Genomic DNA, 22595 nt, shown 5'->3' with positions numbered 1-22595 from the left:
CAGGTTCACACCTTCGCGAGTTTCTTGCGCACCTTCGCCAGAAAATTGCGCCGCGTCGTGTCGGTGGATGAATCCATCAGGTAGTGCGCCATGAAGAAGGTGCGGCAGCGGCGGGCGCACAGCGCGCGGATGCCGCGGGTGATGGTGCGGCGGCCGGGATGTCCAACGACATAGGACCACCACATCGGCGCGCCGCAAGTGGTGATGACGCCGAGAAGTCGGATGTGGGTCATCAGCGGGCCGATCTTGGCGTTCGGCTCCGGCATGGAGAAAGCGACGCCAGGCGCCCAGACGCGATCGAGCCAGCCCTTGAGCATGGCAGGCAGACCATACCACCAGGTCGGGTAGACGAAGACGAGCCCTTCCGCCCAGCGCAGATGTGCGATGTGCTCGGGCAGAGGATGCTGATCGGCAGGGAGATGGTTGTAGCGGCGGCGCTCTTCGGCGCCCATCACCGGGTCGAAGCCGATGGCGTAGAGGTCGAGCAGGCGGACCTCATGGCCGCGCGCCTCAAGCGACGCGATGGTCTCGTCGCGGATCGAGGCTGCGTAGCTCTCGGGGACCGGGTGGCAGTAGACGAGCAGAATGCGCATGCGTCTGTCAGAAGCGGTCCATCGCGGACGAGACCTTGCGCATGAAGGTGGCGCGGGTCGCGTCCGTCGAGCGGTTCATGTCGTAATGGGCGAGGTAGGTGAAGGGCGCGCCGGGCTTTACCGTGGCACGCAGGAGCCGGGTCACGAGCTTGCGCGGCGGGTCGCCCATGACGAAGGCGCGCCAGCGCGGCCCACCATAGGTGGTGACGGTGGCGACCTTGCGGATCGTGTCGAGACAGGTCTCGACCTTGCCGTCGACCATGCGGAACGACACGCCCGGGACGAAGACACGGTCGAAGAAGCCCTTCAGGATCGCCGGGTAGCCGAAGTTCCAGACGGGGAAGGAGAGTATGAGCGCCTCGGCACGTCGTACGCGTTCGACATAATCCGATACGCCGGCGAGGTTGGGCCCGATGTCGTGATAGGCAAGCCGCTCCTCGCGAGTGAGCCGCGGGTCAAAGCCCTCCGCGTAAAGGTCGCAGTCGTCGATCTCGTAGCCGCGCGCCGAGAGGCGTTCGACGATCAGCCGGTGGAGGGCGGCGTTGTAGCTCGTCTCGACAGGATGGGCGTGAAGGACGAGGGCTCTCATGTTCCGATTCAACCTGCCTGCTGCAAGCCCTTGAAGAGAAACAGCTTACCGGACTTGTAGTCGTAGGCCGGGTTCTCCCAGGCAATCATCTTTCCGGGGTTGAGCAGGCCCTTCGGGTCGGCCTCGCGCTTGAAGGCGAGCTGGATTTCGTCGGTCTGCTTCATGCCGCCTTCTTCCAGCGTGTAGCGGTGCGGGTTGAAGATCGGGCAGCCATTTTCTTCGTGCAGGCGGATGATCTCCTCCAGCCGCTCCTCGGTGGTGTAGCGGATCATCGGCAGGCCGAAGCAGGTGACGTTGCCGTCGAAGCGGACGAATTCGAGATGGCCGATCATCTCGTCGCCGATCAGTGCATGGATCTTCTCGATCCGTTCGATCTGGTGCGGGAAGGGATATAACACCTGCAGATAAGTGATCGCCGGATCGACACGGAGCGCCCGCAGCGTCGTGTGGTTCCAGGACAGCTCGAAGTTTGGCGGCAGGCCCTTGAGGTCGGTCTCGGTGACCGCATTGAAGACGATCTCGGCGCCCCAGCGGCGGGTAAAGGCAAGGAAAGCGTCGAGCGAGTGCGGCGCGACGGTGACGAGGCAGATGCTCTGGCCGTCGCGGAAGAATTTCTGGTGCCGCTTGAAATAGGTGAAGGGGGCGGGAGCGGCGATCGGCGAGATCAGCTTGGTCAGCAGCCCATCCTGCAGGCCGAGTGCGTTGCCGTAGCGGGCGGCGTCCATGAATGTGTCGAAGCCAACGATGACGTCGACCCAGTCGTACGCAGCCGTCAGCGGCATCTCGACTTCGGAGATGATGCCGTTGGTGCCGTAGGCATGTGTCACCTTGTGCAGATCTTCCCCCGTCAGCTCAAGGATTCGTGGCTCCTCTTCCATCGTCACCACACGTAACCGGATGATGTTGCCGAAGTCGCGCAGGCCGCCCCAGTTGATCGAGCCGACGCCGCCGGAGCCGCCGGCGATGAAGCCGCCGATCGAGGCGGTGTGGTAGGTGGAGGGATGGATGCGGAGTTCCTGCGCGGAATGAGCCCGCGCGGCCTTGTCGATCTCCGAAATGACGGCGCCGGGACCGGTGACGACGCGGCCAGGGGCGATTACCCTGATCTCGTTCATGTCCGCGAGCGACAGCACAACGCCGCCGGAGAGCGGCATGGCCTGGCCGTAGTTGCCGGTGCCGGTGCCGCGCGGCGTGACCGGAATGCCGAGGCGATAGCAGGCCTTCAGCACGCTGATTAGCTCGCTCTCGGTCTTCGGCGAGACGACGAGGTCAGCGGTGACGTGTTCGAGCTGGGCTTTCAGGACAGGGCTGTACCAGTAGAAGTCGCGGCTCTTCTGCTGGACGATGGCCGGGTTGTCCTCGACCTTGATGCCTGCGAGATCGGCCTTCAGCGCAGCGATGTCCATCAGGGTCGTCCCACCACGTCGTCGAGTTCGGAATAATCGGGAATGATGCGCTCGATGGCAGCGCCGGCGCGCACGACTGTGCGGTCGCTTTCCGGACGCGAGAGCAGTTCTGTCCAGGAGCGGCCGCGGAAGATGACGAGGTCCGCGCCGGCACCTGCCTTGAGCGTGCCGGCATCGTCCAGCCCCATCGCCTTCGCCGGGAAGGCGCCGACGGCGCGCGGCCAGTCGGCCACGGGATGGTCGAACTGAAGAATGCGCGTCGCCATGCGGTAGACCTCCAGCATGTCGAGGTCGCCATACGCATAGAACGGATCGCGGGTGTTGTCGGAGGCGACGGCGACGTTGATGCCGCGCGCCTTCATCTCGTGCAACAGCGTGACGCCGCGCCAGCGCGGCGTGGTCTGGTCGTGGCGGCGGTCCTGCAGATACATGTTGCACATCGGCAGCGACACGACGGACAGGCCGGCCTTCGCCACGAGGTCGAGCGTGCGCAGCACGTCGGCATCCGGCTGGCGGGCAAGCGAGCAGCAATGGCCGACGAGGATTTTTCCGGTGAAGCCGTGGCGGATCGCCGCCTCCGCGATCAGGCGCAGCGAAACGGCTTCGACATCGTCGGTCTCGTCGGCATGGAAGTCGAGCTCGAGGCCGCGCTCCATCGCCGTCGAAAAGACGCGGTCGATCATTTCGACCACGTCGGGGACCATGTAGGTGACCGCGCCCAGCACCCCACCCGAACGAGCGACGCGCTCGGCGAGGCGGGAAAACCATGCGCCGTCGCGGATCGTCTCGACGCCGGTGAGCGAGGCGGCCTGGAGGTCGATCCGGCCCTTCCAGCGCTCGCGCATCGCGGTGAACACGTCCCAGGAGATCGTCTCCTGCGGCGAGATGGAATCAAGATGGGTGCGGATCGCTCGGGTGCCGTGGGCATAGGCGGTGCGCAAGGCGAAATCCATGCGCCGTTCGACGTCCTTCGCGTTCCAGAACGCCATGCGGTCGGTTCCGACGGCGGTGAGCGCGCCCATGAAGGAGCCGTCCGGATTGGGCATGCGCGGCCAGATGTGGCCCTTGTCGAGATGGGTGTGGCAGTCGACGAAAGCGGGCAGGACGATACGACCCTTGAGGTCGACTGCGCGGGGCGGCACGGGGCGGTCGTTGCGCGGGGCGATCGCCTTGATCCTGCCGTCGGCGATCGAGATGTCGCAGCGGATGAAGCCGTCGCGGTCGGGCTGGGCGGAGAGGGGCTCGACCGTCGAGACGTGCAGGCGGGCGTCGGCAAGCACGTACCAGCCGCTCGTAGGGATAGGGAGGGCAGTCATGCCGATCTCACTGTTCCTGCTTCAGCGCGCTTTCGTGCCAGCGGCGCAGCATCATGTGGGAAATCCAGGTGAGCGTCATGAAGATGACGATGCCCGTCAGCGAAATGAGGATCAAAGCGGCGAAGAGCCGCGCCGTGCGCAGCCGGTAGCCGCTCTCGATGATGCGTGAGGCAAGCCCCGAGGACTGGCCGGCGGAACCGGCGACGAACTCGGCCACCACCGCGCCGATCAGCGCCAGGCCACCGGCGATCTTCAGGCCGCCGAGGAAATAGGGCATCGCGGCGGGTAGCCTCAGGTGCCAGAGCTCCTGCCAGCGCGTCGCGCCGTTCAGCTTGAACAGGTCGCGCAGGTTGCGGTCGACCGAGTTGAGGCCGAGCGTCGTGTTCGACAGGATCGGGAAGAAGGCGACGATCCAGGCGCAGAGCAGCAACTTTGCCGTCTGGTTGTCGACATAGATGTTGATCAGCGGGAAGATCGCCACGATGGGCGTGACCTGAAGCACGATCGCGAAGGGGAAGAACGACATCTCCACCCATTTCGACTGAGCGAAGAGCACGGCGAGGCCAACGCCGCCGACGACGGCAAGAAGCAGGCCGAGGCCGGTGATGCGCAGCGTCGTCAGAAGCGAGGAGAACAGCAGCGCCCGGTCATCGATCAGCGCCTGGAGCACGTCGATCGGGCGCGGCAGGATGTAGTGCGGGATCTCGTTCCAGACGACGATGCGGTCCCACAGGAAGATCGCCACGCACATGATGGCGATCGGGAGCACCCATTTGCCGATCCTCTCCAGCCGCGCGACGCGCAGGCGGCGCATTTCCTCCGCGTCGAGCGGCACGGGGGCGGACTCTTCAAAGGACGCCATCAAGCACGCCTTTCGATGCCGCCGTACTATTGATCGCGCCAACCAGGACGTCGGACGTCTTCCGGCACAGTGCCGCGTATTCCGGCGAGGTGCGGAACGTCTCGTTGCGCGGGTAGGGAACGTCGACATCGACCTCCTCGAAGACGCGGCCCGGCCGCGCCGCCATGACGACAATGCGGTTCGACAGGAAGACGCTCTCGAATACGCTGTGGGTGACGAAGACGACGGTGAAGCGCTGGTCCTGCCACAGTTCAAGCAGGTCGTTGTTGAGCTTGAAGCGGGTGATCTCGTCCAGCGCGGCGAAGGGCTCGTCCATGAGGAGTACGCGCGGGCGCGTGACGAGGCCGCGGGCGATCGAGACGCGCATCTTCATGCCGCCGGAGAGCTCGCGCGGCACGGCGTTTTCGAAGCCGGTCAGATGGACGCGCTCCAGAAGTTCGGCGATGGCGGGCGTCGCCTCACGGCGCGACACCCCCTTGAGGCGTAGCGGCAGCCAGACATTGTCGAAGACGCTGGCCCAGGGCATCAGCGTCGGCTCCTGGAAGACGAAGCCGATGTCGGTCTTGCCCATCGGCGCGCCGCGCCAGTCGAGCACGCCGGTCGTGGGCGACGACAGGCCGGCGACGATGCGCAGCGCCGTCGACTTGCCGCAGCCGGACGGCCCGAGCAAGCTCAGGAAATCGCCCTCGCGAAGGGTCAGGTCGACGCGGTCGAGAGCCGTCACGCCGTTGGAAAAGGTCTTTCCGACGGCGCGCATGATGAGGAGCGGCGCGCCGCCGGCAGGTTTCATTTCAGGCAAGATGGTTCACTTCTTGAGGTCGAGGCCTACGCCCTTGTTGACGAAGTCCAGCGTGTAGGCCTTCTTGATGTCGATGCCTTCCGGCAGGACCTTGGCCGCGACCATCTTGTCGTAGAAGCTCTTCATCCGCTCGTCGGTCATGGCGCCGATGCCGAGCTTCTCGGTGTCGCCGGAATCGACGATGCCGTATTCCTTCATCTTGTCGATCGAGAACGCGATCTGCTCCGCCGTGATATCCGGATTGTCCTTCATGATCATCTCGTTGGCAGCTTTGTTGTCGCCGTAGAGATAGTTGTACCAGCCCTTGGCCGAGCCATCGACGAAACATTTAACAACTTCGGGACGCTTGGCGATCGTGTCCGCCATGGTCTCGATCGTCGTCGCATAGGTGTCGAAGCCATAGTCGGCGAGAAGGAACAGGTTTGGCTTGAAACCGCCTTCCTTTTCAACTGCGTACGGCTCGGAAGTGACGTAGCCCTGCTGGACAGACATCTTGTTGGCGATGAAGGGGGCAGGGTTGAAGGTGTAGGGGATACGCTTGGCGGCGTCGAAGCCGAATTCCGTCACCATCCACTGGAAGTAGGACTGGAAGCCCTCATCACCAAGTATGTACTGTTCCGCCTTCTTAAGATCTTCCCATGTGTCGAGGCCCTGGCCAGGATGGCTCATCAACACCTGGGGTTCCTTCTGGAAGGAGGCCGCTACGATGACCACAGGAATGTTCTCCTGGACTGCCGAAAAGGCCTGGAGCATGTTGCCACCCATGTAGAAGTCGATCTTGCCGGCCAGCATCAACGGCCTGCCCGAGACCTGCGGGCCGCCCTGGGCGATTGTCACTTCAAGGCCGCAGGCCTTGTAGGTGCCATCTGCGACGGCCTGATAGTAGCCGCCATGCTCGGCCTGGGCGAGCCAATTGGTCTGGAAGGTGACCTTTTCCTGGGCCGCGGCGAGGCCGGCGGAACCCGCCAGGACCGTCAGCGCAGCGACCGACATGAACAGTTTCGTCTTCATGACACCACCCTTTGTTGAGCCCGTCCGCGATATGCGCCGGCCTGAATCAAGAGAATCAAAATGCAAAGCCCATGCCAAGGTCCGCTGACGACCAATGCGGTCGCGGATCGGTGAATTGCCGCCGGCGTACGGCCCAGGCTGGTGCTGTGGCGGGCACGGTGCCCAAATATTGGGCCGCTGTCCATCGCCGTTGCGGGTCGCCAACAGTTGATTGTTGAAAGCGCGTCGGACGCGGGGCATAGCTGGCCGCAACAACAGGACACGCAGATGCACAGACCGCTCAATCCGCCAACGATCAGGGCTCCCTTCGCCCGCTACAGCCATGGCGTCGAGGTGGCGGCCGGCAAGCGGATCGTCGCAGTGTCGGGGCAACTCGGCGCACGTGCGGACGACACGGTGCCGGAGAGCGTCGAGGAACAGGCGGAAATCTGCTTCGCCAATATCGAGGCTATCCTCGGCGAGGCCGGCATGGGGCTGGAAGACATCGTGCGCATCAACGCCTATGTCACACACCGGGCCTATATGAGGCCTTACATGACGGTGAGGGACCGGGTGGTCGCCGATCCGCCGCCAGCGTCGACGCTGATGATCGTCGGCGGCTTCACGCGGCCTGAGTTCAAGGTCGAGATCGAGGTGATCGCGGCGGCCTGAAGCCTGCGCGAGACCCGCAAAGAAGGAGAACGAGATGGCGCGCCGCGTCTGGTGGGGCGATTTCCCCACGACGGAATATGCCTCGATCGACCCGGAGGACACGATCGCGGTGCTGCCGGTGGCGGCGATCGAACAGCACGGACCGCACCTGCCGGTGTCGACCGACACGGCGATCATGAACGGCATGCTGGCCACCGTCATCGACCGGCTGCCGGCCGCGCTCGACGTGCGCATCCTGCCGGTGCAGGCGGTCGGCAAGTCGAACGAACACCTGCACGCGCCGGGCACGCTGACGCTGCCGGCGACGACGCTGATCGAGGCGTGGACGGAACTGGGCGCCTCGGTGGCGCGCGCGGGCGTGCGCAAGATCGTCATCGTCAACTCGCATGGCGGCAACGAGGAGATCATGGGGATCGTCAGCCGCGAACTGCGCGTGCGGTTCGGCATGATGTCGGTGAAGACGAGCTGGATGCGTTTCGGCAAGCCGGACGGGCTCTATTCGGACATCGAAGGCCGCTACGGGATCCACGGCGGCGATGTCGAGACGTCGCTGATGCTGCATTTCCGGCCGGACCTGGTCGACATGCGCAAGGCGCAGGATTTCGTCTCGCGCGTGCAGGCGGCCGAGGAAAGCTTCTCGTTGCTGCGCCACACCGGCACGCACGCCTTCGCCTGGATCGCCAGCGACCTCAATCCGAACGGCGTGGTGGGCGAAGCCTCGAAGGCGACGGCGGAGAAAGGCCGGCTGACGGCGGAACATCAGGCGGACGGGTTTGTGCGGCTGCTGGAGGATGTCAGGCAGGCGGCGCTGGGGGAGTGGATCAGCGATCCGCACCGCGAGTAGCACCGCGCGTTATCAGGATATGTCAGGAGGTTTGTGAGGCCAGCTTTTCATTGCCTGATATGTTGATATCAACCGAATGCGTAAATCTGCCTTGTGGTTTGAGGAGGGGTGTATTGGAATTCCTATTCATCATCAGCCATGACAGTGCGTTCCGGCCCGACGCCAAGCTTCTATCCGACATCAGGGCGTGGAATGAAGTCGCCGAGGCCAAAGGGGTTCGCGTCGACGGCAAGCCGTTGGAGCCGGCCAGCGCGGCGGTGACAGTGAGGCTGCGCGACGGCAAGGAGAAGATCGACCTCGCGCCGTTCTCCTCCTCTGAGGAACAGATGTGCGCCTACGAACTGGTGCGCTGTGGCGGCATGGAGGAGGCGGTCGCCCTTGCGAAGACCCATCCGATGGCACGCGCCGCGACCATCGAGGTGCGGCCCGTGTGGAGCGCCATGGAGATCTGAAGACTTTACTCCACGAACACCCGCACACTTGCCGCGCGTCCTGCCGCGTCGATCACGGTCAGCGTCTGCTGGCCCGCCCCGTCAGGGAGCCAGCGGGCTGTGCGGCGGCGTTCGGCCTCGGGCCACGGTTTGCCGTTCGACAACCAGCGGAACGGGGCGCGGCCGCCCTGGAGTTTCAGTACCAGCGGCGAGAAGCCGTCGCTGCCGTCGGCGAGCGAGACGCGTGCGCCCTGCGGCGGGAAGACGATCTGGGGCGCGGCCTCGGCGACGCCTCGGGGTTTGGTCTCCGATGCCGTGCTCTCGAAACGGCGCAGCGTGACGGGCAGTTCGGAGAAAGCCTGGCGCAGCGCGCCGGCCGGCGCGCGCGGCAGCGGCGTGATCGGCAGGCCGGATTTCACGAAGGCGTCGAAAAGAAGCGGGGCGGCGGTGCCGAAGCCGGAGATGCCGGGCACGGCGGACCCGTCCGCCCGCCCGACCCAGACGCCCAGCACATGCCTGCCGTCGAAGCCGATCGCCCAGGCGTCGCGGTAGCCGTAACTGGTGCCGGTCTTGTAGGCGATGCCGCGCTGGGTGGCGCCCTTGGGCGGATTGACGCCAGAGAGGATGTCGGCGATCTGCCACGCGGCGATGGCGGGCAGGACCTGTGCCCGGCGCGGCGTTTCGCCCTCCTTGCGCGGACGGTTGGAGAGCGTCGTTGCCTGGCCGCGATTGGAGAGGCCGGTGTAGAGCTGGACGAGATCGCGCAGGGTGAGCCCGATGCCGCCGAGGCCGATGGCAAGACCCGCAGCCTTGCCGCTCGGCATCTTCGCGCTGATGCCGGCGTCGCGGAAGCGCGCCATCAGGCGGTGGGGCCCGACTGCGTCGAGCAAGCGGATCGCCGGCACGTTGAGCGACATCTGCAGGGCCGCGCGGATCGATACGTCACCCTGGTATTCCATATCGAAATTGCGCGGCCGGTAGCCGGCGAAATTGGCCGGCCGGTCTTCGATGATCGTCTGCTGGGCGATGCGGCCGTCCTCGAAGGCGAGGCCGTAGATGAAGGGCTTCAGCGTCGAGCCGGGCGAGCGTACGGCGCGCGTCATGTCGACATAACCCTGGCGGGCGCGGTCGAGATAGGAGGCGGAGCCGACCTCGCCGAGGATCTCGCCCGTCTGCGCATCCGCCATCACCATCGCGACCGAGAGTTTCGGGCCGAGCGTGCGGGCGGCATTGTTCGCGGCGGTCTCCAGTCCCTGCTGCACGGGGCGAGACAGGGTCACGACGTGGCGGCGCTCGTTCAGTTCGGTCCGTTTCACGGTCTCGGCGAGATGCGGCGCGAGCGAAGGCAGTGCCTGGCGGACGGAGGGCAGGGGTTCGAGCCCTGCCAGCCGCGCCTCGCCTTCGCCGACGATGCCGGATTCGACGGCACGGGCGAGCACACGGGCACGGGCGGCTCTCGCCGCCTCGAGGTTGCGGTCGGGGCGGCGCAGTTCGGGGAGCTGCGGGATCGCGACCAGCAGGGCGGATTCTGCGAGCGTCAGCCGGCGCGGCTCCTTGCCGAACCAGGCGAGCGAGGCGGCGCGGATGCCTTCGAGATTGCCGCCATAGGGCGCGAGCGTCAGGTAGAGGCGCAGGATCTCGTCCTTGGACAGCCTTCGCTCGATCTGGACCGCGCGCGCGATCTGCATGATCTTTGCAGTGATCGAGCGCCGCTCGCGCGGCTCGATCAGGCGGGCGAGCTGCATGGAGAGAGTCGAGCCGCCGGAAATGATGCGGCCATTGGCGACGAACTGGATCGCGGCACGCGCGAGCGCCTTGAGATCGACGCCGGAATGCTCGCGGAAGCGCCGATCCTCGAATGTGGTGAGCATGTCGACGAAGCGCCGGTCGACATCGGCCATGTCGGGTTCGAGCCGCCAACGGCCTTCCCTGGTGGCGAAGGCGCGCAGCAGGAGGCCGTCGCGGTCGACCACTTCCGCAGAACGCTCCATCGCCGCTTCCAGCGGTGGCGGGTAGGCTTTGTCGAGGCGGTCGAGGCCGAACGCGCAGGCCACCGCCAGGGCGCAGGCCCCGGCGGCGGCATAGAGCGTTCGGCGCAGCCAGCGCGTCATTGTGCGGCCAGCACCTGCATGCGGCCGGTCGCAGTGCGGGCCGAGAACTGCGGCCGGTACATGTCCTCCACTGTCGCCGCCGGGTGCGCATAGTCGCCCGGGGTCACGGCGCGCACGACGTAGGCGAGGTTGAACTCGCGGTTGGAAGAGCCGTCGCGGTTGAACGCGGCGATGAAACGATCGTTGCGGAACTCGACATGGGCCGGCTCCACGCCGCCCAGCCAGTCAAAGTTCGAGAGGTCCGCGCTGCCGACGATCGACGGATTATCGATCTGGAAGCCTGCCGGCAGCAGGTCGCTGACGAGCACGCGCGACGGCCAGGAGTTCCGCTCCGTGACCTTCAGCACCACGACGTAGCGCTCGTTCTGCGCCGCCTCGGTGATGTTCGCCTCCTCGCCGTCGAGCGTGTAGTAGGTGCGCTCGATGGCGAAGCCGTCGCCACCCGCCGGTAGTGGGTCGAGAGGTGCTGCGACCGTCGTCAAAACCGCTTCCAGCGGCTCGTTCGAGGTGTTTGAGATCACCACGGGGGCGGCGTCCAGGTCGTCGGCGGTCTTGCGCACCGAGAAGTTGCCGGTGTGCGGCTGGCCGTTGACGTTGAGCTTGATGTCGTTGCTGCCGGCCTTGATGGCACGCGCAGCGAGCAGCATCCAGGCTTCCTCCTGCGTGGATGTCCAGCGCGACTGGTTGCGCTCCTGCGAGACGAGCTGGACCATGGACGGGATCAGCGCGGGCGCCGGGCGGGATTCGGCGGCGAGCGCCAGCATCGCGGCGCCGTCACGAAGGGCGGAACCGTAGTCGGAGCGGTCGAGCGATTTGCCTTCTGTCGCCTGTGCCAGCTGGAACGCCGAGTCGAAGGCGGCTTCCGAGCGAACGTTGTCGCCGTAGAGCGCCAGGCCCGCCGCCAGGTGGGCGCGCGCCAGCGGCGTGCGGAACTGGCCGATCTGCGTGTCGGAATAGTACCGCAGGTCGCCGACCGAGGCCTTCTTGTTGCGGGCGAGCACGTAGAGCGCATAGGCAATCTCATTGCCCTTCTCCTCGATGTTGACGTCGTAGGAGAGCGCGTTCTGGAGGTTGCGCAGCGCCTGGTCGATGCCTTCGGACGGCACGTCGTATTTCTGCTCCCGCGCGCGGGTCAGGAAGTCGGTGACGTAGGAATCGAGCCAGAGGTCGCCATATCCCGGGCCCCAGAGGCCGAAGGAGCCGGAGGACGACTGGTAGGAGAGAACGCGCACGATGGCGTCCTGCACACGCTTGCGCACGTCCGGGTCGTCCTCCATGCCGGCCTCCGCCGACAGTTCGGACAGGTAGAGCAGCGGCAGGGCGCGGCTGGTGGTCTGCTCGGCGCAGCCATAGGGATAGCGGTCGAGCGTCATCAGCATGGCCGGGATGTCGAGCGCGGCCGAGCGGGAGACGCCGACCGAGACGGTGGCACCCTGCCGAACGCTCTCGGCGAGCAGGCCGCCGTCGACGGTAACGCTGCCGGTGTTCGGAGCGAGCGTGACGACGTGGCGCGTCGTGACCGGCAGCACGGCCGGACGGATCGGAGCCGACAAAGCCTGTTCGACCGTCAGGCCGCTCGCATGGGTGAGCGACACATTGATCGTGGCGAACTCCGCATCGCCGGCGACGAGCGGCACCGTGACGGTCTGGCTCTTGCCGGCGGCAAGGTTCAGCGTCTCGTCGCCGCCGTCGAGGATCAGGCCGGCGCCGTTGAGGGCCAGCTTGTAGTCGCCGGCCGGGCCGTCCGTGTTGGCAATATCGAGCCTGAGTTCCGCCCGATCGCCGGGCGTGAGGAACTTCGGCATCGAGGCCGTCACCACGACGGGATCGCGGATGATGACGTCGGCCTGGGCGCGGCCGAGTGCCGAGCCCGACCAGGCGACCGCCATGACACGGGCCGTGCCGTTGAACTGCGGGATGTCGAACGAGACCGAGGCGCGGCCGTCGGGTCCGACCTCGACGATGCCGGAGAAGAAGGCGACCAGCTCTTCCGTTGGCGGCCTGCCGGTGGTCTGCATGCCGCCGTCGCCGCCGGTGCGCAGCCGGCCCGCGGCACCCAGCGAACCGTCGATCAGCCGGCCGTAGATGTCGCGCATCTCGATGCCGAGCTTGCGCTGGCCGTAATACCACTTGCCGGCATCCGGCGGGGTGTAGGAGGTGAGGTTGAGGATGCCGACGTCGACGGCTGCGACCGTGACATAGGCCTTTTCGCCGGCGGGCACGTTGGAGAGCGCGACCGGGATGACCAGCGGACCGCGGGGCTCCATTTTCTGCGGCGTTTCGAGGGACACAGCGATGGTGCGCGAGGCCGGGTCGACCTGCAGCCATTTCAGGCCGATGGCGCGCATCGGCATACGCGATTCCTGCGCATCGCCCGGCCGATAGAGCGCGGCCGTGACATAGGCCCCGGCGCCCCAGTCGGCGCTGACGGGGATGTCGACGATCGTGCCGCCCTCAGGCACGGTCGCGGTGTAGGTGGCGAGCAGGCGGTCGGCGCCGACCGTCACCAGCACCTCGCCCGCGAAGCGCGAGGAGATGTTGAGGCGCGCGGTCTCGCCCGGCGCGTAGGCCGGCTTGTCGAGCGCGACCTCGAGTCCATCAGGCGTCTCGGTGGAGGTGGCCGAGACATACCAGCCGGCGTCGAACTCGACGCTCGTGGCAGGTCCCGACGCGTCGGGCGCGGTGATCTCGAGGCGGTAGCGGCCCCAGTTGACGGGCAGCGACAGCGAGGCTTCCTCGCCCGCCTTTGCATCCAGCTTGCCGTCGGCGACCTTGGTGGTGAAGGTCACCGGCTCGTAGGCCCAGGCGTCGTTCGAGCGATACCACTGATAGTTCCGCTCGACCTTGACCAGGGACCAGTCCATGCCGGCGAGATCCTGGCGCTCGCCTTCCGGGTCGACGGCGATGACCTTGAAATTGGCGGTCGAGCCTTCGGGCACGGAATCGCCTTCGAATTCGGGCTTGATGCCGATGACGGGTCCGTCGCCGCGGATGCCAAGGTCGAGCGTCCGCTCGACGGCGCGGCCGCCGCCTTCGCGCATCCGCACGACGACTTCGCCGACGAGCAGACGGGTGGTGGAAGGCACCTCGTCCACCGTCACCTCGAAGGAGGCCTTGCCGTTCTCGTCGGTGAGGGGCAGTTCGTCGAGATCGACGCGGGTCGACTGCTCGTCGTCACCTTCCTCGTCGGCGAGGCCGAACTGGTAGCCATCGAAGCCGTCCCATTCGCGGGTCGTCGAGACGTTGACCTCGCCTTCCATCGACAGGCCGGCGGCGGGCGCGCCGTAGAGATAGCGGCCGTCGATGTCGATCGTGGCGGGCTCGCCGACCGCGACCTCTTCCTGTTCGCTCGACATGTCGAACTCGATCCGGTCCGGCGTGAAGTCCTCGACCAGGAAGGAGATTTCCGACAGCGGCGAGGCCTTGGGATCGGTGTAGACGCGCGCGGTCCAGGTGCCGCGCATCGCGTTGTCGGTGAGCGCGAGTGCTGCGTGATGGCCGCCAAGCTCGGCGCCGGTCGTGACCTCGCGGCTGTTCTCGACGCCGTCGGGACGCGAGAAGATCACCGTCAGCGGCAGGTCCGCGATCGCCTTGGCGCGGTCGTCGCGGGCGAGCGCCTGGAGATGCACCGTCTCGCCGGCGCGGTAGATGCCGCGCTCGGTCCAGGCGTAGATGTCGATGGCGCCGGGCGTCTCGCGACCCTCGACGCCGCGGTCGGACAGGTCGAAGCCGGCGCGGGTCATGTCGAGGAAGACGAAATCTTCTGCGGCATGCGCTGCGACGAGGGCAGGGGTGAGGCCGCCTTCACCGCGCACGAGGCCCGGCGTAAAGGTGGCGCGACCTTCCGCATCCGTGGTCGCTTTGCCGAGAACCTCATTGTTGCGGGCGAGCAGCTGCAGCTCGACGTTCGCCAGCGGCTTGGCGGTGGAGAGCGAGCGGGCAAAGACGGTCAGCCCGTCCTCGCCGGTATAGGTGGCGAGGCCGATGTCGGAGACGACGAACCACTGCGTCGCCTTGGTCGACCAGTCGTCCTCGTCCACGCCCTTCACCGGCTCGGCGACGAGCACGTAGACGCCGGGTTTGCGCTCGGGCAGCGCCTCGTCGACCGGGAAGGAGGTGGTGACTTCCTCGTTCAGCTTCGACTGTATGTCGATCGTGCCAGACCAGATCGGCTCGCCGGTCTCGTTGGCAATGCGCTGGGCGTCATAGCCGTCCATCTGGCGCAGGAAGCGCTCGTTGGAGATCGCGTCCGCCAGGCCGCGGTCGCCGATACGGTAGAGCGACAGCTTGGCCGACTGGGTATTGACGGTGACGAGCGGGATTCCGCGGCGCGCGGTGGACGGCAGGACGAAGTTCTCGCCGGTGAAGCGGGCCGACGGCGCGCGGTCGCGGATGTAGACGTTGAGGGTGACGGGACGTTCGATCACCTCGCCGATCGCGGCCGGCAGGCCCTGGCGCACGCTGATCGTATAGTTCTTGCCGTGCTCCAGTCCCTCGGCGCAGATCTCGCGGTCGCCGGGCACGATAGCCGGCTTGTCCTGGCCGTCGACGGTGACGAAATTGGCATAGTCGACGCCGGACTTCACCAGCGCCTCGGAGAACTGGACGCAGACGCGCGGGGTGCGGTTGTCGGAATCGATGGTGTGGTCGACGACGCGGAAGCCATACTTCTCGTAGAGGCTGTCGAAGGCGGACTGAACGCCCGCATCGGCCACGAGCACGAGGCTCGCCTTGTAGGCTTCGAGCGCGGGACGCGGGTTGCTGCGGACCTCCAGCGCCCTTGCCAGCGTGGCAAGCGCCTGGGCGCGGCTCGCGGTGGTGCGGGTCAGCTGGTAAGCGACTACGCCCGCCGAGGTAGCGTTCTGGCGCCAGGTCCAGGAATCGTTCTGATTGAGCGCGACGACGCCCATGGCGGCATCGGTCAGGCCGAGCCAGAGCGCCGGATCGGTCTTGGAAATGGAAATCGCGGCCGCCCATGCGGCGGCGGCTCCGCGCGGATCGCCGAGCCTGGCCATGTTCTGCGCGCTCTCCACAAGACCGGCCAGGCCGCGCTCCGGCGGCTGGGTGGCGCTTTCGATGCCGGCGCGGTAACGCACCGCCTCATCAAGCATGTAGGCCGGCACGAAGGAAAGTGCTTCGGGCGCGCCGATGTCGGGATCGGAGGAGCGGGTCACGACCTTGCCGGCGACAGCGCCCGCGAAGGCGTTTAGCTTGTTGTAGTCGGACTTGAGGAAGCACCACTTCACCCGCGTGTTGTAGGTGAAGGCGCGGCACTGCGAATCGCCGAGGCAGGCTGCCTCGCACTGGTCGAGCGTGACGTTCTGGACCGTGCGCAGGTCGAAGCCGAAATAGTCGGAGTTCTGGCTCCTTTCGATCGACCGGGTGTCCATCTGCGCCGCTGCGGCGCCCGCAAGACCTGCGACAAGACCGATCGCCGCGAAGGCGCGCGCCAGAAATCTCTTCGCCATGTGATACTCCCCCAATGTGGAATGCGGTCGGTGCGTCCGGTGCATCAAGCTGCTTCCGGGCCGATCCATGGGCCATCAGTTCCAGTTACGTAAGCTTTTCCAGAATCGTGGCGGGATTCTGTTGGGAATAACAAAATCTTAATGAACGTGTCCAAGGCGTGAGCTTCCGGGGGCGCATTCAGTTTGCCGCTGCTTCCGACCGCGTGTTAAGCACCCTTTGTATCCGCCCCGTGCCGTCCCGGCGAGCATGGATAACAAAAGCTCTCGGCGTACACCGCAATTTTAACGATTGGAGCTAGGGTCCCGGCCATGTTGTGTTGCGTAGCGAGAGTGCGGAGGGCCGGCGCATTGGCGCGCGATGGCCTGCGCCTGTCGCTGGCGGCGAGCATTCTGGCGCTCGCGGCCGCCGCACCCGCGCCGGCACAGGCCTTCGAGCTCTTCGGCATGAAGCTGTTCGGCGGCAAGGACGAGGACGCCGACATCGTCGATCCCGTCCGCTACACGGTCAGCCTCGACCTCAGCCAGTCCGACGAATCCATCCGCAGCCGGCTCGAAAAGGCCTCGACGCTGGTGGCCGACGAGGACCGGCCGGTGTCGGGTTCGCTCGGTATCCTCGCCAAAGCGCGCAACGAACGCGAGCTGCTGGTGGCCGCGCTCTATCAGGAAGCGCGTTACGACGGCACGGTCGAGATCACCATAGACGGCCGCTCGCTCGATTCGCTGGAACCGGACGCGGTGTTCGACACGTCGCGGCCGGTGCCGATCAAGGTGGCGGTCCGTTCCGGGGACAAGTTCACGCTCGGCGACGTCGTCGTGCGCGGCGATGTCGGCGGCATCTCGCCCGAGAGCTTTGGGTTGGTCACCGGCGGCGACGCCAGTTCGACCGCGATCCTGCGGGCCGAGACCCAGATCATCCGTGCGCTGAAGGAAGAGGGCAGGCCGCTCGCGGCTGTGGCGGACCGCGAGGTGATCGCCGACCACGCGACCAAGACGCTCGACGTGATGATGGCCTTCGCGTCGGGGCCGATCGCACCGTTCGGCGACACGCTTGTCGAAGGCACCGAGGCGGTCGATGCGGAGTTCACCGCCTACATGGCCGACATCGAGCGCGGCAAGACCTATTCGCCGAAGGATGTCGAGGAGGCGCGGGAGCGGCTCCTGGCGCTCGGTGTGTTCGATTCCGTGACGGTGAGGGAGCAGGATAAGCTGGCTGCCGACGGCTCGATCCCGGTCGACGTGAGGGTCAGCGAGCGCAAGTTCCGTTACTTCGGCATCGGCGCGACGGTGTCCAGTACGGACGGCGCGGGTATCGAGGGCTATTGGGGGCACCGCAACCTGTTCGGGCGCGCCGAGAAGCTGAGGCTGGAAGGCTCAATCAGCCGGATCGGCGAGACGGCCGACTACAAGGACCTCGACTACAAGGCGGCGCTGTTGTTCGAGAAGCCAGGGCTGGTCGGGCCTGCATCGAAATTCACATACGACATCAAGCTCGTGTCGGAGCATCCTGAAGCCTACGACCGCTTCTCGTTCTCGACAGGCGCCGGCATTTCCTACGAGATCACGAAGAAGCAGACGCTGTCGGGCCAGTTTCGCGTCGAGTACACCGACATCAGCTACGAGCCGCTGCATCCGGACGGCAAGAAATACCTGCTGGTCTCGACGCCGATCGAATATGTCTACGACGCGCGCGACGACAAGCTGAACCCGAAGAAGGGCTGGCGCGCGCTCGCCTATGTCGAGCCGACCTACGACGCGCTCTCGGGCGCGACCTTCGTCAAGCTCAAGGGCGAGGGGTCCGTCTACCAGGCACTGGACGGCAACGGGCGCATCGTGGCGGCCGGCCGTGCCGCACTCGGCTCGATCGTTGGCGCTTCGCTGAGCGACGTCCCGGCCGACCGGCGGTTCTATTCGGGCGGCGGCGGCTCCGTGCGCGGCTATGCCTACCAGGCGATCGGCCCGCGCGTGCCGGATCCGGCGAATCCAGGCAAGTTCCTGCCGACCGGCGGGCGCTCTTATGCCGAAGCGTCGGCGGAGCTGCGCGTGCAGGTCACCGAGAGCTTCGGCGTGGTGCCGTTCATCGACGCCGGCACGGTGTCGGAAGACCAGTTCCCCGACTTCAGCGACGTGCGTGTCGGCGCGGGCGTCGGCGTGCGCTACATCACGCCGTTCGGACCGCTGCGCGTCGACGCGGCCGTGCCGCTCAACAGGCGTCCCGGTGACGCCTCATTCGGTATATATGCGGGAATCGGTCAGGCATTCTGATCCGAGAGCCGATTCCCGGAGGGGTCAATTGCCGCGCAGCCTGCGGATCATTCGAAATGTCGTCCTGACGCTTCTTGCCATCGTGCTCGTCGCGGTCGGCCTGCTGACGCTGACGCCGCCCGGCCGCGGCATGCTGGCATCCATCGCGTCGAGCCTCGCTTCGGGCGAGGGACGCACGGTGACGATCTCGGGCATCCGGGGCATCTGGACCGGGCCGCTGTCGGTCGAAACCGTGACCGTGGAAGATGCCGACGGTCCCTGGCTCGCGCTGCAAGATATCAGCACGGACATCTCCTATCTCGACCTGATCTCGATGAAGGTCAGCGCCGACACGTTGCGCGTCGGCCGCGTCGAGGTCGCGCGGCAGCCGCTGCCAGCACCTGCGTCCGCCGACAGCTCGACCGGCTCCTTCCAGCTTCCTGTCGACATCGACATTCGCAAGATCGACCTGCCGCAGATCGCGCTGGGTCCCGACCTCGCGGGGGAGGCTGCGACGCTGAGCGCGACGTCCAAGGTCGCCGCGACGGCCTCGCCGCTCAGGATCGAGACGCAGGCACAGGTCGCGCGCACCGACCAGCGGCAAGGCGAGCTTGACCTGTCGCTGGTGTTTGCGCCGGACGAGAACCGGCTGGACGTGAAGGTCGAGGGGCACGAGCCGCAGGGCGGCGTGGTGGCCAACCTGCTCAAGCTGCCGGGCGCCCCGCCCGTGTCGATCGCGATCGAGGGCAGCGGGCCGGCCTCCGACTGGCGCGGGCAGGGGGCGGTGGCCGTCAACGAGGCGGTCGCGGCCAAGTTCACCGGACGGCACCAGTTCGTCGAGGGCGGCAGCCGCATCGAGCTCAACGCGGATGGAGAGTTCGCGCAGTTCCTGCCGGAAATCGTCCGTACCCTAGGAGAAGGCCAGTCGAGCATCAGCTTCGCGGGCACGCTGAAGACCGACGGAGCCATCGCCATCGAGCAGGCCTCGATCGCCTCGTCGGCCCTCACCGGCAACGCGTCTGGCAGCCTGGATCCCCAAGGCGTCAGCGATCTCACCTTCAATCTGCAGGCGAGGGGCGAGCCTGTGGCGCTGTCCTTCAGCGAGGGGGAGAACCTCGTCTCCGTGGCGATCCGCAGCGCGGAAGGCAGCATCGCGGGAACTGGCGCAAAGCCGAGCCTCGATGCCGCCGTGTCGCTCGCCTCGCTGGTCCATCCGCAGGCGACCCTGCGCGACATCGGGGTCGACCTGTCGTCGCCCGGATTTGACGTGGCCACCCGCACCGGACCCGTGATGGTGCGCGGGCGGGTTGGAGCGGCCGAAACCCTCATCGCTCCGCTCGTGCCGTTCCTTGTGGGCCAGATCGCACTGGCGGCCGACACCGAGATCGGGGCCGACTCAATCGACGTGCGCGCGGCGTCGATCGAAAATGACGTTCTCAAGGCTTCCGCCGCCGGAACGCTTTCCCGTGTCGACGGCCAGGCGAGATTTGACCTGAATGCCGATGTCGCGCGCTCAGCGCTGCCACAGGGCGCGCATGCGGTGCTGGGCGAACGCGTTACGCTCGCCGGCCGTATCACCCGCGATGCCGACCGGGCGATCGATGCCTCGGGCCTGAAGGTGGCGTCAGGCCCTCTGACGACTGAGGGATCGATCCGCATCGCCGACGGCAAGGTGACCGCCGATCTCGATGGCGCACTTTCCGACCTGTCGCGGCTCGCGGCCGACGTTGCCGGAGCAGCCTCCTTTGAATTGTCGGCCAATGGGCCGCTGTTCGGACCCGACCTCTCCGTGACGCTGTCCAGCGAGCGGATCGAGAGCGGCGGCCGCGCCATCACAGGGCTGGAATTGAAGGCATCGGGCAAGGCCGATCTCGTCAATCCCGCGGCCGACGTCAGCCTGTCGGGCAAGGTTGGTGACGAGACGCTCACGGGCAGCGCGAAGCTGTCGAGCACGGACGGTCGGCGCACCCTGTCCGGCCTGAACATCTCGCTGGGCGCCAACCGCATCAGCGGCGATCTCGACCTCGACGAGGCCTTTCTGCCCAAGGGCAGCATCGCCTTCGAACTGCCGGACATCGCGCCGCTGGCTGCCCTTGCGCTGCAGCAGGTGTCGGGCAGCGCCTCGGGCAATGTCACGTTCGACACGGTCGCCGCAGGCCCGTCGGCGCGTGTCGATGCCAGGGTGCCTTCCTTCTCCCGCGACACTGTGAGCGGCAAGGACATCTCGATCGAGGCGCAGATTACCAACTATGTCGCGGCGCCTGCCGTGTCCGGCCGCATCCGCGCCGGCGCGGTCAATGCGGGTGCCGAGATCACCGCGGTCGACGTAACGCTGTCGCGCGATGGGGTGTGGACGGCCTTCGACGGGGGCGCCACGGTTAACGGCATTCCAGTCAAGGCCACCGGCCGCGCCAAATACGAGAACGGCGAGGCGACGGTCGAGCTGACGCGCGGCGGTGCGACGGTGCAGGGCGTGGCGGCGACGATCGCGAAGCCGTCGACCATCGTGAACGCCGGTGGCGTGACGCGGATCACCAACCTGGCGCTGGGACTTTCCGGCGGCACGGCGACGATCAACGGGACGGCGGGCGGTGCGCTCGATCTCAACGTGCAACTCGCCGGCGTTCCCGCGTCGATCGCGAACGGCTTCGCACCGGGGCTGGGTGCTGCCGGAACCGTGTCCGGCACCGTGCGCGTGACCGGTGCCCCGGCCGCCCCGTCGATCGGCTACGACCTGCGGCTGGCGGGGGCGGAGACGAGCCAGACCCGCTCGGCCGGGTTCGGCGCGATGACGATCGCCTCGACCGGCACCTTCGCCGGCGGCACGCTGCGGTTCCAGGCCGATGTGGGCGAGGGCGGCGGCTTGTCGATGAAGGGCGGCGGCACGGTGCAGACCGGCGGCTCGCGCGCGCTCAACGTGAACTTTGCCGGCAGGGTGCCGTTCGGCTTCCTCACCCGGCGGCTCGCCGCGCAGGGGCTGGCGCTCGACGGCGCGGCGGACATCTCGCTCGCCGTGACGGGCTCGACCAATTCGCCGGTGATCGGCGGCACGGTGCGGACGTCCGGCGCACGCTTCGTCGACGCGGGCTCGGGCATCGCGATCAACGGCATCAACGCCGACATCGCGCTCGGCGCGGGCAGCGCGACCTTGCGTAGCTTTACCGGGACGATCTCGACCGGCGGCTCGGTCTCGGCCAGCGGCACGGTCGGCCTCGACGCGGCGGCCGGTTTCCCGGCTGACCTGTCGGTGAAAGTGACGGATGGCCGCTACACCGACGGCCGCGTGGTGACGGCCAATTTCGGCGGCGACATCGCGGTCAAGGGGCCGCTCACTTCCGCACCGACGCTGGGCGGGACGATCAATCTCGGGCGCACCGTGATCACCATTCCGGAGAAGCTCTCTCCCTCGCTGTCGCGCCTCAACGTCCAGCACCGCAATGCGAGCGGCGAGGTGAAGGCGCAGGCCGAGGCGCTGAAGCCGGCGACCTCCTCCGGCGGAGGCGGCGGGTTGATGCTCGACCTGTCGGTCAATGCGCCGAACCAGCTGTTCGTACAGGGCAGGGGCCTCAATGCGGAACTCGGCGGGACGATCAAGCTGACCGGTCCGGCCTCGTCGCCGTCGGCGACCGGCCTGTTCACACTGAGGCGCGGCCGACTCGCCATCCTCGGCCGGCGGCTGGATTTCTCGGAAGGCTCGATCGGCTTTTCGGGCTCGCTGGTGCCGACCCTGGACTTCACGGCGACGTCCGCGGTCAACAGCGCGACCACCACGGTCACTGTCAGCGGCGAAGCGACCAACCCGAAGTTCAGCTTCTCGTCGTCCAGCTCGATGCCGGAAGACGAGGTGCTGGCGCAGCTCGTCTTCGGCCGAGCCATGGGCAGCCTCTCGGCGGTCCAGATCGCGCAGCTCGCCCAGGCGGCGGCCGTGCTCGCCGGCGTCGGCGGCTCGACCTCGCTGCTCGACAACCTGCAGAGTCAGCTCGGGGTCGACGACATCGACGTGAAGACCGACGAGGAGACGGGCGACACGTCGGTATCCGTCGGCAAGTATCTCAACGACCGCACCTATCTCTCGATCGAGAAGGGCTCGCAACCGGGATCGGGCAAGGCGGCGATCGATCTCAATGTCGGCCGCGGCGTGAAGCTGCGCGGCGAGGCGACGGACAGCGGCGAGACGAAGGGCGGCATCTTCTTCGAGCGCGAGTACTGAGCGCTCGCCGCTCCCGTCCCCCGATTGCTAAAAAAGTCTGATTTTCGCCATCACTGCGAAAAT

Annotated in this window: 14 protein-coding genes; 5 read left to right on the top strand and 9 right to left on the bottom strand. The window is 66.8% G+C overall.

Annotation, left to right across the window (positions count from 1 at the left end; all coding sequences use genetic code 11):
• Positions 1 to 5: 5 nt before the first annotated feature.
• From B9Z03_RS20590 to B9Z03_RS20560, 7 genes are read right to left on the bottom strand one after another with little or no spacing between them, the layout of a single operon-like run.
• The gene (locus tag B9Z03_RS20590; RefSeq protein WP_085465918.1) at positions 6 to 593 is read right to left on the bottom strand and encodes an NAD(P)H-dependent oxidoreductase; all 588 of its coding nucleotides are present in this window, start codon (positions 591 to 593) and stop codon (positions 6 to 8) included.
• Between the two features lie 7 nt (positions 594 to 600).
• Positions 601 to 1182, bottom strand: coding sequence for an NAD(P)H-dependent oxidoreductase (locus B9Z03_RS20585; protein ID WP_085465917.1), 582 nt, complete (start codon positions 1180 to 1182; stop codon positions 601 to 603).
• An 8-nt stretch (positions 1183 to 1190) separates the two neighbouring features.
• Positions 1191 to 2588, bottom strand: coding sequence for an FAD-binding oxidoreductase (locus B9Z03_RS20580; protein ID WP_085465916.1), 1398 nt, complete (start codon positions 2586 to 2588; stop codon positions 1191 to 1193).
• Positions 2588 to 3904 (bottom strand): cytosine deaminase, encoded by a 1317-nt coding sequence (locus B9Z03_RS20575; protein WP_085465915.1) that lies wholly within the window; start codon positions 3902 to 3904, stop codon positions 2588 to 2590. The genes B9Z03_RS20580 and B9Z03_RS20575 overlap by 1 nt, the downstream gene beginning before the upstream one ends.
• Positions 3905 to 3911: 7 nt before the next feature.
• Positions 3912 to 4766, bottom strand: coding sequence for an ABC transporter permease (locus tag B9Z03_RS20570; RefSeq protein ID WP_085465914.1), 855 nt, complete (start codon positions 4764 to 4766; stop codon positions 3912 to 3914).
• Positions 4753 to 5556 (bottom strand): ABC transporter ATP-binding protein, encoded by an 804-nt coding sequence (locus B9Z03_RS20565; RefSeq protein ID WP_085465913.1) that lies wholly within the window; start codon positions 5554 to 5556, stop codon positions 4753 to 4755. Before B9Z03_RS20565 ends, B9Z03_RS20570 begins: the two co-directional genes overlap by 14 nt.
• 15 nt (positions 5557 to 5571) lie before the next feature.
• Positions 5572 to 6576 carry an ABC transporter substrate-binding protein gene (locus tag B9Z03_RS20560; protein ID WP_085465912.1) on the bottom strand — a complete coding sequence of 335 codons (1005 nt, stop codon included), beginning with the start codon at positions 6574 to 6576 and terminating at the stop codon, positions 5572 to 5574.
• 267 nt (positions 6577 to 6843) lie between these two features.
• On the opposite strand from B9Z03_RS20560, the gene B9Z03_RS20555 reads away from it, so the two are divergent.
• The 3 genes from B9Z03_RS20555 (at position 6844) to B9Z03_RS20545 (ending at position 8523) form a co-directional block, all read left to right on the top strand.
• Positions 6844 to 7227: a RidA family protein gene (locus B9Z03_RS20555; RefSeq protein ID WP_085465911.1), complete on the top strand. Its 384-nt coding sequence runs from the start codon at positions 6844 to 6846 to the stop codon at positions 7225 to 7227.
• A gap of 34 nt (positions 7228 to 7261) precedes the next feature.
• Entirely contained in the window at positions 7262 to 8071 is an 810-nt protein-coding gene (locus tag B9Z03_RS20550) for a creatininase family protein (protein ID WP_085465910.1), read from the top strand.
• A gap of 113 nt (positions 8072 to 8184) precedes the next feature.
• On the top strand, positions 8185 to 8523 hold the full coding sequence (locus B9Z03_RS20545; protein WP_085465909.1) for a YciI family protein: 339 nt from the start codon (positions 8185 to 8187) through the stop codon (positions 8521 to 8523).
• A 5-nt stretch (positions 8524 to 8528) separates the two neighbouring features.
• On the opposite strand, the gene pbpC is transcribed toward B9Z03_RS20545, so the two are convergent.
• Both pbpC and B9Z03_RS20535 read right to left on the bottom strand, forming a co-directional pair.
• Positions 8529 to 10613: a penicillin-binding protein 1C gene (gene pbpC, locus B9Z03_RS20540; RefSeq protein ID WP_085465908.1), complete on the bottom strand. Its 2085-nt coding sequence runs from the start codon at positions 10611 to 10613 to the stop codon at positions 8529 to 8531.
• Positions 10610 to 16081 carry an alpha-2-macroglobulin family protein gene (locus B9Z03_RS20535; protein ID WP_085465907.1) on the bottom strand — a complete coding sequence of 1824 codons (5472 nt, stop codon included), beginning with the start codon at positions 16079 to 16081 and terminating at the stop codon, positions 10610 to 10612. Before B9Z03_RS20535 ends, pbpC begins: the two co-directional genes overlap by 4 nt.
• Positions 16082 to 16429: 348 nt before the next feature.
• Between B9Z03_RS20535 and B9Z03_RS20530 the strand changes: the two genes are divergently transcribed.
• Together B9Z03_RS20530 and B9Z03_RS20525 are read left to right on the top strand one after the other, a co-directional pair.
• On the top strand, positions 16430 to 18343 hold the full coding sequence (locus tag B9Z03_RS20530) for an autotransporter assembly complex protein TamA (protein WP_348529049.1): 1914 nt from the start codon (positions 16430 to 16432) through the stop codon (positions 18341 to 18343).
• A gap of 28 nt (positions 18344 to 18371) precedes the next feature.
• On the top strand, positions 18372 to 22532 hold the full coding sequence (locus B9Z03_RS20525) for a translocation/assembly module TamB domain-containing protein (RefSeq protein ID WP_244561801.1): 4161 nt from the start codon (positions 18372 to 18374) through the stop codon (positions 22530 to 22532).
• The last annotated feature ends 63 nt before the right edge of the window (positions 22533 to 22595 follow it).

Origin of the sequence: Mesorhizobium australicum (assembly GCF_900177325.1) — a bacterium.
Classification (GTDB): Bacteria; Pseudomonadota; Alphaproteobacteria; order Rhizobiales; family Rhizobiaceae; genus Mesorhizobium_A; species Mesorhizobium_A australicum_A.
The sequence above is the reverse complement of the archived record's forward strand: the minus strand, read 5'-3'. Positions and strand labels throughout refer to the sequence as shown.